Origin of the sequence: Kitasatospora sp. NPDC058046 (assembly GCF_042885595.1) — a bacterium.
Classification (GTDB): domain Bacteria; phylum Actinomycetota; class Actinomycetes; order Streptomycetales; family Streptomycetaceae; genus Kitasatospora.
On record NZ_JBHVRS010000001.1, the window covers coordinates 678203 to 692325 of the forward strand.

At 72.9% G+C, this 14123-nt stretch carries 16 protein-coding genes; 13 read left to right on the plus strand and 3 right to left on the minus strand.

Going from position 1 to position 14123, the window contains the following annotated elements:
* Window positions 1–47: 47 nt before the first annotated feature.
* The 3 genes from ACFVU7_RS03155 (at window position 48) to ACFVU7_RS03165 (ending at window position 1466) form a co-directional block, all read left to right on the plus strand.
* Window positions 48–542 carry a MarR family winged helix-turn-helix transcriptional regulator gene (locus ACFVU7_RS03155; protein ID WP_074000738.1) on the plus strand — a complete coding sequence of 165 codons (495 nt, stop codon included), beginning with the start codon at window positions 48–50 and terminating at the stop codon, window positions 540–542.
* Window positions 539–1072, plus strand: a complete 534-nt coding sequence (locus ACFVU7_RS03160) for a MarR family transcriptional regulator (RefSeq protein ID WP_388044020.1) — start codon at window positions 539–541, stop codon at window positions 1070–1072. The genes ACFVU7_RS03155 and ACFVU7_RS03160 overlap by 4 nt, the downstream gene beginning before the upstream one ends.
* Before the next feature lie 160 nt (window positions 1073–1232).
* Window positions 1233–1466, plus strand: a complete 234-nt coding sequence (locus tag ACFVU7_RS03165; RefSeq protein WP_049656043.1) for a hypothetical protein — start codon at window positions 1233–1235, stop codon at window positions 1464–1466.
* Window positions 1467–1489: 23 nt separating this feature from the next.
* Here the strand turns inward: ACFVU7_RS03165 and ACFVU7_RS03170 are convergent, their stop codons facing one another.
* Complete coding sequence (locus ACFVU7_RS03170; protein ID WP_388044181.1) at window positions 1490–2608, minus strand: serine hydrolase domain-containing protein; 1119 nt, start codon at window positions 2606–2608, stop codon at window positions 1490–1492.
* A gap of 176 nt (window positions 2609–2784) precedes the next feature.
* Window positions 2785–3231 carry an Lrp/AsnC family transcriptional regulator gene (locus ACFVU7_RS03175; protein WP_074000737.1) on the minus strand — a complete coding sequence of 149 codons (447 nt, stop codon included), beginning with the start codon at window positions 3229–3231 and terminating at the stop codon, window positions 2785–2787.
* A 93-nt stretch (window positions 3232–3324) separates the two neighbouring features.
* On the opposite strand from ACFVU7_RS03175, the gene ACFVU7_RS03180 reads away from it, so the two are divergent.
* The 9 genes from ACFVU7_RS03180 to ACFVU7_RS03220 all read left to right on the plus strand — a co-directional run bounded on the left by ACFVU7_RS03180 (window position 3325) and on the right by ACFVU7_RS03220 (window position 11281).
* Entirely contained in the window at window positions 3325–4134 is an 810-nt protein-coding gene (locus ACFVU7_RS03180) for an LLM class flavin-dependent oxidoreductase (RefSeq protein ID WP_388044022.1), read from the plus strand.
* Complete coding sequence (locus tag ACFVU7_RS03185; RefSeq protein WP_388044025.1) at window positions 4131–4568, plus strand: nucleoside deaminase; 438 nt, start codon at window positions 4131–4133, stop codon at window positions 4566–4568. Before ACFVU7_RS03180 ends, ACFVU7_RS03185 begins: the two co-directional genes overlap by 4 nt.
* Before the next feature lie 110 nt (window positions 4569–4678).
* Window positions 4679–5314 carry a DUF6939 family protein gene (locus ACFVU7_RS03190; RefSeq protein WP_388044026.1) on the plus strand — a complete coding sequence of 212 codons (636 nt, stop codon included), beginning with the start codon at window positions 4679–4681 and terminating at the stop codon, window positions 5312–5314.
* A 144-nt stretch (window positions 5315–5458) separates the two neighbouring features.
* Window positions 5459–6322 carry an alpha/beta fold hydrolase gene (locus ACFVU7_RS03195; protein WP_388044028.1) on the plus strand — a complete coding sequence of 288 codons (864 nt, stop codon included), beginning with the start codon at window positions 5459–5461 and terminating at the stop codon, window positions 6320–6322.
* A gap of 91 nt (window positions 6323–6413) precedes the next feature.
* Entirely contained in the window at window positions 6414–7070 is a 657-nt protein-coding gene (locus ACFVU7_RS03200; RefSeq protein ID WP_388044030.1) for a hypothetical protein, read from the plus strand.
* A 27-nt stretch (window positions 7071–7097) separates the two neighbouring features.
* On the plus strand, window positions 7098–8207 hold the full coding sequence (locus ACFVU7_RS03205; protein WP_388044032.1) for a threonine aldolase family protein: 1110 nt from the start codon (window positions 7098–7100) through the stop codon (window positions 8205–8207).
* Between the two features lie 88 nt (window positions 8208–8295).
* Window positions 8296–8874, plus strand: a complete 579-nt coding sequence (locus ACFVU7_RS03210; RefSeq protein ID WP_079271723.1) for an NADAR family protein — start codon at window positions 8296–8298, stop codon at window positions 8872–8874.
* The gene (locus ACFVU7_RS03215) at window positions 8871–10043 is read left to right on the plus strand and encodes a hypothetical protein (RefSeq protein ID WP_388044033.1); all 1173 of its coding nucleotides are present in this window, start codon (window positions 8871–8873) and stop codon (window positions 10041–10043) included. The genes ACFVU7_RS03210 and ACFVU7_RS03215 overlap by 4 nt, the downstream gene beginning before the upstream one ends.
* Before the next feature lie 68 nt (window positions 10044–10111).
* Window positions 10112–11281: a hypothetical protein gene (locus ACFVU7_RS03220; RefSeq protein ID WP_388044035.1), complete on the plus strand. Its 1170-nt coding sequence runs from the start codon at window positions 10112–10114 to the stop codon at window positions 11279–11281.
* A gap of 175 nt (window positions 11282–11456) precedes the next feature.
* Here ACFVU7_RS03220 and ACFVU7_RS03225 read toward each other — a convergent pair whose 3' ends face one another.
* A complete protein-coding gene (locus ACFVU7_RS03225; RefSeq protein WP_030233601.1) occupies window positions 11457–12839 on the minus strand; it encodes a glycine--tRNA ligase in 1383 nt (460 codons plus the stop codon).
* A 191-nt stretch (window positions 12840–13030) separates the two neighbouring features.
* On the opposite strand from ACFVU7_RS03225, the gene ACFVU7_RS03230 reads away from it, so the two are divergent.
* A complete protein-coding gene (locus tag ACFVU7_RS03230; RefSeq protein ID WP_388044036.1) occupies window positions 13031–14122 on the plus strand; it encodes a metal ABC transporter substrate-binding protein in 1092 nt (363 codons plus the stop codon).
* Window position 14123: the final 1 nt, after the last annotated feature.

Here is a 14123-nt window from a genome sequence, read left to right on the forward strand (position 1 = left end):
CCGAAAAATAGTAGCCATGGACATAGTAGCTATGTACTGTATCCGCCATGAGTTCAACAGCTGAGGGCGCCACCGCAGGATTCCTGGTCTGGCGCCTGTCGATGAAGTGGCGGGTGGCGGTCGACCGGGCGGTCGCACCACTGGGTCTGACGCACGCCCAGTACGCGGTGCTGGCCTCCCTGTACGGCATGTCGCGCTCCGGGCTGCGCCCCAGCCAGCGCCGCCTCGCCGACCACACGGGCCTCGAAGCGCTCTACGTCTCCAAGCTCGCCCGCGCCCTGGAGGCCGCCGGGCTGGTGGCCCGCACCCGGGACCCGGACGACCCGCGCGCCATGCAGCTGTCGCTCACCGAGCAGGGCGGCGACGTCACCCGCCGCGCGATCACGGTGGTCCAGGGCCTCCTGGACCAGCTGCTGGCGCCACTCGGCGGCCAGGACAGCCCCCGCGCCCGGGAGTTCACCCGCGAACTGGCCGCCCTGCTCGACGCACCTCTGGATCCGCCGCACGCCGAGACCGTCGAGAACGCCGAGGAGCCGTCATGACCACCGCCGCCGCGCCCGACACCGCCACCAACACCGCCGCCACGGCCAACGCCGCACCGGCGACGGCCCCCGCCGCCCCCACGGCCCCCACGGCCCCCACCGCCGTCAACGGCCGGGTCATCGCTCTGGCCCACTACGCGGCGCGCGCCCTCCTGGAGGGCGTGCTGGACCGCCACGGAGCGACCTTCCACCAGAGCGTGACGCTCCGGGTCGTCACGGTCGCGGGCGGCTCCATCGCCCGGGACGCGCTCGTCCGCGACGTCACCGGGTCGCTGAAGGCCGAGGAGTCGGTCGTCCACGGCGTGATCGGGGAACTGACCTCCGCCGGGCTGCTCTCGCAGGACCCGGCGGAGGCGTCCCGGCTGCACCTCACGGCGGCCGGCCGCGAACTGTACGAGCGCACCACCACCGAGGCCGCCGGGATCACCGCCCGCTTGTACGCCGGCATCCCGGCCGAGGACCTCGCCGTCGCGGGCCGCGTCCTGGCGCTGGTCACGGAGCGCGCGAACGCCGAACAGGCCCTCCCCTGACGCCCCGTACGGTCGCCGGAACAGTCGGCCGTCGCGACGGTCTGCCGTCCCGACCGCCCGACTGTTCCGGCTGTTCCGGCTGTTCCGACGACTCGGGTGCGACCGCCCTACGCCCGTGAGATAAAGGTTGGACGCATTCGAACGGGGGGAAGGTGACGGCATGGTCTTCGTCACGGTGTTCCTGGTCGCGCTCGTCGGCGCCATCGTCGGTGCCACGGCCTTCCTGGTACTCCGGGAACGCGCGCGGCGGCACCAGTCCGACAACGCCGAGGGAATGCTGATCGAACAGCACCGGACGGCTCACGCCACGCGCATGCGGGCGACGTACTCCAGCGTGTCCGTCCACCACGGGAACGGTGTGATCGGCGACGAGGGGAACCACCACCGCTCCTGACCGCTCACGGCCCGGCTATCACCTCAGCGGCACAGGGCGGCGTCGACGACGCCTTCGAGGTGCCGGGTGACGGCGTAGTCGGCCGGGATGGTGGTCATCGCGATGTTCACGGCACGGCCGTCGTCGGTGGCGCCGCCCCGGGTCTCGTAGCCCGGGATGTCGCCGCCGTGCCCCCAGTAGACCCCGCCGCAGGTGAGCGTCCGGCTGAAGATGCCCAGTCCGGCGGCCATGCCGTCGCCGACCGGGACGGTGGTGCGCATCTGGGCGAGTTGGGCCGCGGGCAGCAGGCGGTCCGGGACCAGCAGTTCGGTGAAGAAGCGGTTGAGGTCCGAGTTGGTGGAGATCATCTGCCCGGCCGCCCAGGCCGCCGACGGGTCCAGCTCCGTGAAGTCGGCCAGCGGCGCGTCGGCGGAATCCCTGCGGTAGCCCTTGGGGTGGGCCTCCCGGATCGTCCGGTCGCCCACGGCCGGGAAGTAGGTGTGCCGCAGCCCGATGCGCCGGATGATCCGCCGGTCGATCTCCTCGGCGATCGGCCGGCCGGTCACCCGCTGGACGATCAGGCCGGCCAGCACGTAGTTGGTGCTGCTGTAGCCGAACTTCTCCCCGGGCGCGAAGGCGGGCTTCTGCCCGAGGGCCATGTCCAGCAGCTCCCGGGGCTCGAAGTACCGGGTCCGCAGGGCGGTTTCCTCCAGCAGCCCCTCGTAGTCGGGCAGTCCGCTGGTGTGCTGGAGCAGCTGCCGGACGGTGATGCCGTGCCCGTCGATGCCCTCGCCGCGGACCAGGCCGGGGAGGTAGGTGTCGACGGAGGCGTCGAGGTCGACCTTCCCCTCCCCGACCAGCTGGAGCACGACGACGGCGGTGAAGGTCTTGGTGTTGCTGCCGATCCGCACCTGCCCGTCGACGGGGACCTTGGCGCCGGTGGCCAGGTCCCCCACCCCCGCGGTGTAGTCGCGGGTCCGGCCGCGCCCGTCCCGGACGGTCGCGAGCGCGGCGGGTATCCCGTCCGTCCGCACCAGCGCGTTCAGTCCCTGCTGCACGGCGTCCGAGGAGGCCGCGGCCGACGTGGCCGCCATGGCGGACGGTGCCGCCGCCCCGACGGCCGCGACGGCCCCAGCGGTCGAGAGCGTGAGGGCGAGTGCCATGTGGCGGATGCGCGAACGACGCACGGGTCAACTCCTGTGGAATCGTGGGGGGTAGGAAACCCCCGGTCACGATCGCCAGTCTGTCCGCGCGACGGCCGGCCGACCTCCCCCGATCGAGGGAGCACCTTTCCCTCCCGACTCCCCTCCGACGACTCCCCTCCGACGCCCCTCCGGCATCAGGGCCGAGCGGGCCCGCGCAGCGGCAGCGTCCGGCTGTAGACGACGCTCGTCGTGGTGCTGCCGAAGCCGGCCAGCTCGTCCACCAGGGTCTCCAGGTGCTCCATGGAGGTCGCCGCCACTTTGAGGGTGTAGCAGTCGTCGCCGGTGGTCCGCAGGCACTCCAGGACCTCCCGCCGCTCGGCGAGCAGTCGCCGCAGCGGCTCGTGCCGGTTGCCCGGGTACTTCAGCCGGACGACGGCGAGCACCGGGTAGCCGACCTTCGCCAGGTCCACCGTCGCGTGGTAGCCGGTGATGACGCCCAGCGACTCCAGGTTCCGCACCCGTTCCGTGGTCGCCGACGGGCTGAGGGACACCCGCCGCCCCAGCTCGCTGAGCGAGATGCGGGCCTCCTGTTGCAGCTGCTCGATGATCGCCCAGTCGGTGTCGTCAAGATTCACGGCCATGGCGCGAATCTACCGGGAAATCCCCGGCGATCCGCCGGGCACAGAGGGAGGATTCCGTTCCGTCCGCCATGATCACGGGGATAGCCTCGATCCATGCAACTTGGCGTCAACGTACCGAACTTCGGCCCCGGGACCGACCCCGGCGTGCTGCGCGAGTGGGCCCGGACCGCAGAGGGCCTCGGCTTCGACCTCCTCATGGTGTCGGACCACGTCGCGGTGACCCCGGACGTGGCCGAGCGGTACCCGGAGCCGTTCTACGAGCCGTTCACCACGCTGTCCTGGCTCGCCGGGACCGCCCCCGGCCTGCGGCTGGGCACGACCGTCCTCGTCCTGCCCTACCGGCACCCGCTGCTGGTGGCGCGGACGGCGAGCACCCTCGACCGGCTCAGCGGCGGCCGGTTCGTCCTGGGCGTGGGGATCGGCTGGGCGCGCCGGGAGTTCGAGGCCCTCGGCGTGCCGTTCGGCGCCCGCGGCAGACTGACCGACGAGTGCCTGGCCACGCTGCGCGACACCTGGGCGAGCGATTCGGGCCACCGGCCGGTACCGGTGTGGGTCGGCGGCCACAGCGAGGCGGCGCTGCGCCGGGCAGTCCGGTTCGGCGACGCCTGGCACCCGCTGCGGCTCCCCGTCGCCCGGATGCGGTCGCTCCTGGCCGAGCACCCGCTGCCGGGGTTCGCCCCCCGCATCGCCCTGCGGCTGACCACCGCACCGGTCGACGACCCCGAACGGCCCGCCGGCGTCGGCACCCTCGACCAGGTCCTCGACGACCTGCGCCAGTTGCGCGACCTCGGGGCCGAGACCGTCGTGTTCGACCCCTACCACGGCGATCCGGAGGACACCCGTCGTCCGCAGCAGGCCTGGCGGACCCTCACCACCGTCGCCACCCACTGGAGGACCGCGTGATCACCGAAGCCGACGAGGCCCTGCTGCGCCGCGCCATCGCCCTCGCCGCCCACGCGGTCGCCCTCGGCGACGCCCCGTACGGCTCGCTGCTGGCCGGCCCGGACGGCGAGGTCCTCGCCGAGGCCCACAACACCGTCCGGCGCGACGACGACATCACGGCCCACCCCGAACTGAAGCTCGCCCGCTGGGCCGCCCGCGAACTCACCCCGGACACCGCCGCGCGCACCACGATGTACACCAGCTGCCAGCCCTGCGGCATGTGCGAAGGGGGCATCCTCCGCTCCGGCATCGGCCGGGTCGTGTACGCGCTCGCCACCGAGCAACTCGTCGAGCTCAACCCCGACTCGGGCGCCTGGCCGGCGGTGCCGACGGACGGCCCCGCCCTGCCCGAGGAGGCCCGGGCCCCGGTGGCGGCCTACTACCGGCGCACCTGACCATCGGCCCCCGCGCCGAATCCACTCCCGTCCGCCCGCACTCCGGCGAGGAATGTCAGTGGCACCGGGGACACTCGGTGGCCCGCGCCGTCGAGCAGGAGAGCCCGCACATGCCGATCCACATCGCCGGCCGTCGCCGTACGGCGGCCGCACTGACCGCCGCGTTCCCCGGCGCGGAGATCGTCGACGTCACCTCCAGGGCGCCGGACCCGTGGGTGCGGCTGAGCCCGCTCTACCCGCACGGCGGCATCCCGGTCCCCTACGGCGACGGCGCGACCAGCCAGTCCGTGGAGGGGATCTGGCAGGCCCTCAAGGTCTTCCGGGACGCCGATGTCGACCCCGCCAAGCTGCACGTCACCTCGATGAAGGGCCTCAAGCGGACGGTGCGCCGCTTCGGCCCCGTCCAGGGCCACCGGACCGGCCTGCACGGCGACCGGCTCCTGTCCTACGAGACGGCCCGCCGCCGGATCTACCTGCCGGCCTACCGATGGGTCCTCGAACACCGCGCCGCCGACCTGGTCGAGCGGCTCCGGGAAAAGGACGAGGTCGTGCTCTTGGACTACACCACCAACGGCGACGTCGCCGACCCCAGCAGCCCGCTCTCCCACGCCGCGCTCGTCCGGCTGTACGCGGAGGGTCGCTGGCCCGCCGAGGACGGCACGGACCCGCACCCCGAGCAACCCCGGGGTGGGCGGTGGGGCACCGAAGCCGTGCCGCCGAAGGGTGGGCTGATGATCATTCACTGAGTAGGGTGAATCACCGGACCGTGGGCAGCCGTTCGCACGCCGCCCTCGCGCGTCCGCAGGTGACCGCCGGCGCCTGCCACGCACGAAGCAGTCCCCGCGGCCGGCCAGTGCGCCGCAGGGGAACGGAAAGTGAGCAGTAGACAGATGCAACCCACCTTCGTCCTGGTCCACGGGGCTTTCGCGAACTCCTTCTCCTTCGCGCCGCTCCAGGCCGAACTCGGCCTCCTCGGACACCGTTCCGTCGCCGTCGACCTCCCCGGCCACGGCTTCGCCGCGACGTACCCCCGGTCCTACCAGGCGCCGCAGGACCTCGAAGGGCTCGCCATCGCCCCCGGGGCCATCAAGGGCGTCACACTCGCCGACAACGTCGCGCACCTCATCGGGATACTGGAGCGGGCCAAGCGGAACGGGCCCGTCGTCCTCGTCTCCCACAGCCGCGGCGGCCTGACGGCCACCGCCGCGGCCAACCAGCGGCCCGACCTGGTCGACCGCATCGTCTACGTCTCCGCCTGGTGCCCCGTCGACCTCGACATCAACGCCTACTACGCCGAGCCCGAGATGGCCACGGCCGACGCCGCGGGGCTGATGGCGGCGCTGGTCGGGAACCCGGCCGAACTCGGTCTGCTGCGCATCAACTTCCGCACCGCCGACCCCGGCGTCCTCGCCTCCTTCAAGGCGTCCTTCCTCGCCGACGGCACGGACGACGAGTTCATGCTCTTCCTCAACACCTTCCAGCCCGACGAGAACCTCGACACCGGCGCCCCCGACGACCGGGCCCGGCCCGACACCTGGGGACGGATCCCCAGGTCGTACGTCCGGCTGGCCGAGGACGCCGGCATCCCGCTCGCCATGCAGGACCGCATGATCCGCGAGGGCGACGCGCTGACCCCGGAGAACCCCTTCGACGTCCACACGCTCCCCGGCAGCCACCTGAAGTGGCTGGTCGACCCGGCGCCGGCGGCCCGGCTCCTGGAGGACATCGCCGCACTGCTGCCCGCCGCGTCCTGACCGGAGCCGGAGGCCGTCCGCCGCGTCGATCCCGGCGTGGGCGGACGGCCTCGCGGCCCCGACCCGCTCCGGCCCCACCCCGAGGAGGACGATGAACCCCGACGGCCCGCGGAACATCCTGGAGGTCGGCTCCCCCACCGTCGCCGCCCACCCGCCGCACGACGGGGTCCGCGCCACCGACCCGGTCCGCCTGATCCCCTACGGCTGGGTACGGCAGACCAGGCCCGGCGGCACCGTCTCGGCCGTCCTCGGCACCTGGCAGGAGGGCGCCGGCCGGGTCGAGCTCACCGTGCTCCCCGACGGCACCGCCGAGGGCCGGGTCACCGGCCGGGCCGCCGTCCCGCGCCCGTCCCGCCCGCCGTTCCTGCCCGGCTGGTCCGGCGCCGACGACACCGGGCGTCCGACCGACACCTCCCCCACCCTCCTCAACGACCCGACGCCCGCCTTCCTGGTCCAACTCGCCTTCCCCGAGGCGTGGTTCTGGGTCACGACGGGCGAGGACCTGGAGTCGGTCTACTGCCTCTCCGTCCCCGGCGCCTCCGCCCAGGTCCAGGACGACACCTACGGCTGGACGGTCCACCAGGGCGGCCGGCCCGCCCTCTGGGACGAGATCGAGCGGCTCCTCGCCGCCTGGCAGGAGGCCGGGCGCCCCGACCTCACCGCCGTCCGGCTCCGGGTCACGGCGGACACCCAGACGGCGTGGGTACCCGGACACCCCGCCCTGCGGTGGGAAAAGCGGTTGGTCTGACCGCGCCACCGGGCTGACAATCGCCGGATGACCGACGACCAGAGTGAGTTCCGCCGGCGCCGCGCGGCCCGCATGACCTGCGAGCGCTTCCTCTCCACCGACCGCGTCCTCAGCATCCGCGAACGCCTCGCCCAACTCTCCGCCCTGGACGGTCTGGACGTCCTGCCCGACTTCTACGGCAGCGACGGGCCCGTGCGGCAGCTGGAGGAACGGACCGCCGCACTGCTCGGAAAAGAGGACGCGGTCTTCTTCCCCACCGGGACGATGGCCCAGCAGGTCGCCCTCCGCCACCACGCCGAACGCACCGGCTACCCGGCCGTGGCGCTGCACCCGCTCAGCCACATCGAGCGGCACGAGCGGCACGCCTACACCCAGCTCACCGGCCTGCGCGGCCTCTGGCCCACCACCGAACAGCGCCAGCCGACCCCCGGGGAGCTCCACGCGGTCGGCGAGCCCTTCGGCACCCTGGTCGTCGAACTCCCGCTGCGCGACCCCGGCTACCTCCTCCCCACCTGGGACGAGCTGACCGCCCTCGTCGCCGCGGCCCGCGAGACCGGCGCCCGGGTGCACTTCGACGGCGCCCGGCTCTGGAACACCACGGTCCACTTCGACAAGGGGCTCGACGAGATCGCCGCCCTCGCCGACAGCGTCTACGTGTCCTACTACAAGGACCTCGGCGGCATCAGCGGCGCCGCCCTCGCCGGCGACAAGGCCCTCACCGCCTACGCCCGCACCTGGCGCCACCGCTACGGCGGCCAGCTCTCCCAGCAGTGGCCGGCCGCCCTCGCCGCCCTCCACGGCCTGGACACCGCCCTCCCCCGCATCCCCGCCCACATCCACCACGCCGCCACCGCCCTCACCCCGGCCCTGGCCGCCCTCCCCGGCGCCCGCCTGTACCCCGAGGTGCCGCCCACCCACGAGTACCAACTCTGGCTCCCCCACCCGGCCGAGGCCCTCAACGCCGCCCACCTGGCACTGGCCGAGGAGGAGGGCATCTGGTTCGTCTCCCACTGGGAGGACGCCGCCCCCGGCCTCGCCGTGGCCGAAGTCAGCCTCGGCGAACCGGCCCTGGGATGGACGGCGGACGAGGTGACGGAGGTCGGCCTGCGCTTCCTGGACATGGCCGCCAAGGCCTGACCGGGGAAGACTCGCCGGGTCACCACCCCGAGGGTGATTCACCGCGAAACGGTTCGCGGCACCCACCCCTTCATGTCAGACTGACGATATGAGCGAGATGCACGTGGGGGACCTGTCCACCGTCCGCAGCCGCGAGGAGTTGGCCGTGGCGATGGCCGACGGGGTGCGGCCGAAGTGGGTGATGTTCTGGGGGCACACCGAGCGCAAGGGCGGCGGGACCCGGCAGGAGTGCCTGAGCCAGTGGTGGCCCGGCGAGTTCACCGTCGACGGGGTCGCGTACGCCTCCGCCGAGCACTGGATGATGGCCGGCAAGGCCCGGATGTTCGGTGACGAGGAGATCGTGCGGCAGGTGCTGGCGGCCCGCACGCCCGCCGAGGCGAAGAAGCTGGGGCGGCTGGTCAAGGACTTCGACGAGAAGGCCTGGGTGGACGGCCGGTTCGAGCTGGTGGTGGCGGGCAACGTCGCAAAGTTCGGGCAGGACGAGGCGCTGCGCAGCTACCTGCTGGGCACGGGTGACCGGGTGCTGGTCGAGGCCAGCCCGGTGGACCGGATCTGGGGCATCGGGCTCGCCGCCGACGACATCCGGGCCCAACAGCCCGCCGAGTGGCGCGGGTTGAACCTGCTCGGCTTCGCCCTGATGGAGGCGCGGGCACGACTGGCCGCATGAGCGGGATCGCTCCGCTGCTGGACGGGACGGTCGTGGCCTCGGCCGCCGCCGCCCTGTTCCTGGCGCCGCGGGTGCTGCGGCGGGAGGCCGGGCCCGCGCGGCGCGGGCGCTCGTACGGGCCGGAGCCGGTACTGGCGGCCGTCGTCGCGCTGATCTACCTCAACCAGGTGCTCGTCGCGGTCTACGTGAACCGCGTCCACCACGGCGACGTCTCCTTCATCACCCGCTACCTCCAGCCCGGCTGGTTCGACGTGCCCCGCCTCGACGCCCTCGCCGCCCGCTTCCCCGCCCCGGAACTCCTCGCCCCGTCCGTCCTGCGGGTCCAGGCGTTCCTCGAACTGCCGCTGGTACTGCTGGCGTTCGTCGCCGTCGTCCGCCGGCTGGACCGCGCGCTGTACGTCCGGCTGGCCCGCTCGCCGCTGGTCCCACTGGCCGCCGCCTCGTACACGGTGGCGTTCTGCGCGGTGGAGTGGGACCTGCGGAACCCGTACACCGTGGACGACCTCGTCCTGCGTACGCTCGCGGCCTGCCTCACCCCTCCCCTGATCGCCTGGCTGGCCCGACGCGAAGCCGGAGCCGAACCCGGAGCCGGAGCCGAGCCCGGCGCCGAGGCCAAGCCCGTACCCGAACCCGAACCCGCCCGCGGCCTGTTCCGCTTCGCCCTCGACCTGTGGGCGTACGGCCAGCTGATGCTGGTGCTGTACGACACCGCGCTGCTCTACAACCTCGCCCGGCTCGGCGACCATCTCCCCTCCGCCGCGGCCGCGTTGGCGGTGCTCGTCGCCACCCGCACCGTCCCGCCCCGAGGCCCGCACCCGCGCCCGCAACCCGGCCCGTACACCGCCACCCTCGCGGGGACGATCGGTCGGGCGCTCGCGCTGTTCCTCGTCCCCGCCCTGTCGATCCGCTACGCGGAGTCCTTCGGCACTCCCGAACTCGCCGCCCTGGCAGGGCTCCTGGTGATCGGCGCGGCGGCCCGCCGGGACGCGCCGCGGCTCCTGCTGCCCGCCCTGGCGGGCGCGGTGGTCGGATACGCCGTCGCGGCCCTCGCGCCCGGCCCGTACTACGAGGCGACCCTCCTGCGGAGCGCGACCGGCGCACTTCTCGCAACGACCGCCCTCTGCGCGCTCCTTGACACCACTCGGGCACGACTGGTCGTGCGCTCGTAACTCCCCAGCCACATACTGTCGCCAAGATGTCACGCAGTCAGGGTCCGGATGGACAGGTTGGGGCGATCATGCGCATGCGGCCGACGGAACAACCCGCGGGCGGGCAGCCGGAGGGCGAGCTGCAGGCCGCCGAACTCCGCGCGGAGCTGGACGAATTACTCCGCGCGAGCCGCTACGCGAGCCAACGCGAACGGCGCCTGAACGAGGCGATCCGGGCCACCCCGGGCCGCCAGCGGCCGGACGGGGAGCTGCTGCGCCAGCTCGCCCAGGCCCGGACCCTGCGCGAGGGCCTGGGCGCCCGCTGCCTCCAACTCAGCGACCAGCTGGAGGCGTTGGAGAGCCGGATCCGCCACCAGCACCAGCCGCCACCGCCACAGCAGCACCACCAGCACCCCCAGCAGCAACAGCAACAACAGCCGGCCCCGCAGGCCCCGCAACCGCCGCGACAGCACCACCAGCCACCCCGGCACCAGGCCCCGCCACCGCCCGTCCGCCCCGACCTCGGCGCCCTCACCGAGCGGATCACCGCCCTCCACCGGGCCGGCTCCCTCGCCGAGGCCACCGAGGTGATCGACACGGCCGCCGCCCGCCTCACCTCCGCCGACGCCGCGCTGCTGGTCGGCATGCTGGCCCGGTACGGCCCGACCGGCGGCTCGCTCCACCTCGCCCGCAGCATCGCCCGGACCGCGCCCGACCACTCCGTCGCCGTGCTCGCCGAGCTGCGCGAACTGGGCCTGGCCGAGGAGGCGGCCGAGGTGTTCCACGCCTTCTGGGGCTACCCGGCCGCCTCCGTGCCCGGCCTGCTCTCCGCGCTGGACCAGGCCGGACTGGCCGCCGACAGCGCGACCCTGCTCTGGGAGTGGGGGTCGGCGCCGATGCCCGAGCTGACCTCCCTGGCCGCCTGCCTCCAGCAGCACGGCCGCGCCGACGACGTCCGGACGCTGCTGCGCCAGGCCGCCGGCCGCTCCACCGCCGACCTCGCCGCCCTCGCGACCGGACTGCCGCCCGCACTCGCCACCCTCCTGCTGGGCGAACTGGCCGTCCTGCGCCCGCCCGCCGAGGTGGTCGGGCTGGCCACCGCCCTGGACGGCGCGGGCAACTCCGAGCTGTACGCGCAGCTGCTGGCCGCGCTGCTCGCCGACGAGGCCCGCCACCGCACCACCCTCGCCGCCCTGCGCACCGCCGGCCTGCCGACCCGCCCGCCCGCGGCCCCACGCTCCCGCTGGGGACGCCGGTAGCGGCAGCACCGGCAGGCGGCCCGAGGGCAGGGCCGCGGGCAGGACCGAGGACAGGGCCGAGGGCAAGCACAGGAGGCACACCAAGGGTCCCGAAGCCCCCCGAACAGCAAGGAGCCCCCGCCCGCCCCACCAGGGCGGACGAGGGCTCCCCGAGCAAAAGCTCGGCCACCCGCTGCTAGCAGCCGATCAGCCGCGCGCCCAGGTACGCCTTGACCTGGTCCAGCGACACGCGCTCCTGCGACATGGTGTCGCGGTCGCGGACGGTCACCGCGTTGTCCTCGAGAGTGTCGAAGTCGACCGTGACGCAGAACGGCGTGCCGATCTCGTCCTGGCGGCGGTAGCGCTTGCCGATGGCGCCGGCGTCGTCGAACTCGACGTTCCACGCGGTGCGCAGGTCGGCGGCGAGGCCGCGGGCCTTCGGGGACAGGTCGGCGTTGCGCGACAGCGGCAGGACGGCGACCTTGACCGGGGCCAGGCGCGGGTCGAGCCGCATGCCGACGCGCTTCTCCATGACGCCCTTGGCGTTCGGCGCCTCGTCCTCGAAGTAGGCGTCGATCAGGAAGGCCAGCATGGCGCGGTTGAGGCCCGCCGCCGGCTCGATGACGTACGGGAAGTACCGCTCGCCGGACTCCTGGTCGAAGTACTTCAGGTCCTGGCCGGAGGCCTCGCTGTGCACCCGGAGGTCGTAGTCGGTGCGGTTGGCGACGCCCTCCAGCTCGGAGAACTCGCTACCGCCGAAGTTGAAGCGGTACTCGATGTCCACCGTGCGCTTGGCGTAGTGGGAGAGCTTCTCCTTCGGGTGCTCGAAGAAGCGCATGTTCTCGGTGCGCAGGCCGAGGCCGACGTACCAGTCCCAGCGCTGCTGGAGCCAGTACTCGTGCCACTGCTCGTCCTCGCCCGGCTTGACGAAGAACTCCATCTCCATCTGCTCGAACTCGCGGGTCCGGAAGATGAAGTTGCCGGGGGTGATCTCGTTGCGGAAGCTCTTGCCGGTCTGGGCGATGCCGAACGGCGGCTTCTTGCGCGAAGTGGTCTGGACGGCCTTGAAGTTGGTGAAGATGCCCTGGGCGGTCTCGGGGCGCAGGAACGCCAGGCCGCTCGCCTCCTCGGTGACGCCGAGGTGGGTCTTCAGCATGCCCGAGAAGTCCTTGGGCTCGGTGAACTGGCCCTTGGTGCCGCAGTCGGGGCAGTTGACGTCCTTGAGGCCGTTCGGCGGCGGGAAGCCGTGCTTGGCCTCGTACTTCTCCTCCAGGTGGTCGGCCCGGTGGCGCTTGTGGCAGGAGAGGCACTCGGTCAGCGGGTCGTTGAAGGTGGCGACGTGGCCGGAGGCCTCCCAGACCTCGCGGGCGAGGATCACCGACGAGTCGAGTCCGACGACGTCCTCGCGGGCCTGCACCATCGCGCGCCACCACTGGCGCTTGATGTTCTCCTTGAGCTCGACGCCCAGCGGCCCGTAGTCCCAGGCGGCACGCGTGCCGCCGTAGATCTCGCTGCAGGGGTAGACGAAGCCACGGCGCTTGCTCAGGCTGACGATCGTGTCGATCTTGTCGGCGGCCACAGTGCTCTCTTCAGTACGTACGGCACGGTCAGGGCACGGCTGGTTGCGCGTACCCGAATACCTCAGGTTACCGGCCATACGGGTACGTGATTCAAATCGGTATCGTCCGGCCGCTCCCACCCTCCGTCACCTCTCGTTCACCCGTCCGAGTGATTTGACAATCATTTCCATGTGAGATGAGAATGATTGTCATGATGATCGGACTGCCTCGACTCGGACTCTCCCGCCGCACCCGCCGCTCCATAGCCCTCGGCACCACCGCGCTCGCCGCCTCCCTCGCCCTCACCGCCTGCGGAGGCAGCAGCAGCGCCGACAGCGGCGGCGGCCGGCTGAAGGTCGTCGCGTCCTTCTACCCGATGGAGTTCCTGGCCCAGCAGATCGGCAAGGAGCACGTCGCGGTCACCGACCTGACCGCCGCCGGCGTCGAGCCGCACGACCTGGAGCTCACCGCCAAGCAGGTCGGCACGGTCCAGAAGGCCGACGCGATCATCTACCTCAAGGGCCTCCAGCCCACCGTCGACCAGGCCGTCGCGCAGTCGTCCAGCAAGCACAAGATCGACGCCACCGCCGCCAGCCCGCTGGTCGACCACCACCTCGACGAGGGCACCGAGGCCGGGGGCGCGGCCGACGGGGCCCACGGGGCCGACGGCCACAAGCACGAGGACGCGGCCGGCGACCCGCACATCTGGCTCGACCCGACCCGCTACGCGGCGATCGCCAAGAGCGTCGGCGACGAGTTCGCCAAGGCCGACCCGGCGCACGCCGAGGACTACCGGAAGAACACCGACGAACTGGTCGGCAAGCTCACCGCGCTCGACCAGGAGTTCCGGGACGGGCTGAAGGACGCCGGGACCCGGACCTTCGTCACCAGCCACGCCGCCTTCGGCTACCTCGCCGAGCACTACGGCCTCACCCAGGTCGCCATCAACGGCGTCGACCCGGAGTCCGAGCCCACCCCGGCCCGCCTCGCCGCGGTGCAGAAGGCCGCCAAGGACAACGGCGTCACCACCGTCTTCTTCGAGACCCTGGTCAGCCCCAAGCTCGCCGACACCGTCGCCAAGGACCTCGGCCTCAAGACCGCCGTCCTGGACCCGCTGGAGGGCGTCAAGGACCCCGCCAAGGACGACTACCTGACCGTCATGAAGCAGAACCTGGCCAACCTCCAGGCCGCCCTCGGCGCCCCGGCCGGAACCGCCGGAGCTGCCGGCACCGCCGGCACCACCGGCACCGCCCCGACCGCGCCCGCCACGGCCGACGCCACCACCCCCGCCCCCGCGAACTGAC

Bases quoted from the DNA above. Each gene is read 5' to 3' on its own strand.
- ACFVU7_RS03190 (WP_388044026.1), top strand. From the start codon at position 4,679: ATGCCGATCCACATCGCCGGCCGTCGCCGTACGGCGGCCGCACTGACC.
- ACFVU7_RS03220 (WP_388044035.1), top strand. From the start codon at position 10,112: ATGCGCATGCGGCCGACGGAACAACCCGCGGGCGGGCAGCCGGAGGGC.
- ACFVU7_RS03195 (WP_388044028.1), top strand. From the start codon at position 5,459: ATGCAACCCACCTTCGTCCTGGTCCACGGGGCTTTCGCGAACTCCTTC.
- ACFVU7_RS03160 (WP_388044020.1), top strand. From the start codon at position 539: ATGACCACCGCCGCCGCGCCCGACACCGCCACCAACACCGCCGCCACG.
- ACFVU7_RS03215 (WP_388044033.1), top strand. From the start codon at position 8,871: ATGAGCGGGATCGCTCCGCTGCTGGACGGGACGGTCGTGGCCTCGGCC.
- ACFVU7_RS03210 (WP_079271723.1), top strand. From the start codon at position 8,296: ATGAGCGAGATGCACGTGGGGGACCTGTCCACCGTCCGCAGCCGCGAG.
- ACFVU7_RS03155 (WP_074000738.1), top strand. From the start codon at position 48: ATGAGTTCAACAGCTGAGGGCGCCACCGCAGGATTCCTGGTCTGGCGC.
- ACFVU7_RS03170 (WP_388044181.1), bottom strand. From the start codon at position 2,608: ATGGCACTCGCCCTCACGCTCTCGACCGCTGGGGCCGTCGCGGCCGTC.
- ACFVU7_RS03165 (WP_049656043.1), top strand. From the start codon at position 1,233: ATGGTCTTCGTCACGGTGTTCCTGGTCGCGCTCGTCGGCGCCATCGTC.
- ACFVU7_RS03205 (WP_388044032.1), top strand. From the start codon at position 7,098: ATGACCGACGACCAGAGTGAGTTCCGCCGGCGCCGCGCGGCCCGCATG.
- ACFVU7_RS03230 (WP_388044036.1), top strand. From the start codon at position 13,031: ATGATGATCGGACTGCCTCGACTCGGACTCTCCCGCCGCACCCGCCGC.
- ACFVU7_RS03180 (WP_388044022.1), top strand. From the start codon at position 3,325: ATGCAACTTGGCGTCAACGTACCGAACTTCGGCCCCGGGACCGACCCC.
- ACFVU7_RS03175 (WP_074000737.1), bottom strand. From the start codon at position 3,231: ATGGCCGTGAATCTTGACGACACCGACTGGGCGATCATCGAGCAGCTG.
- ACFVU7_RS03200 (WP_388044030.1), top strand. From the start codon at position 6,414: ATGAACCCCGACGGCCCGCGGAACATCCTGGAGGTCGGCTCCCCCACC.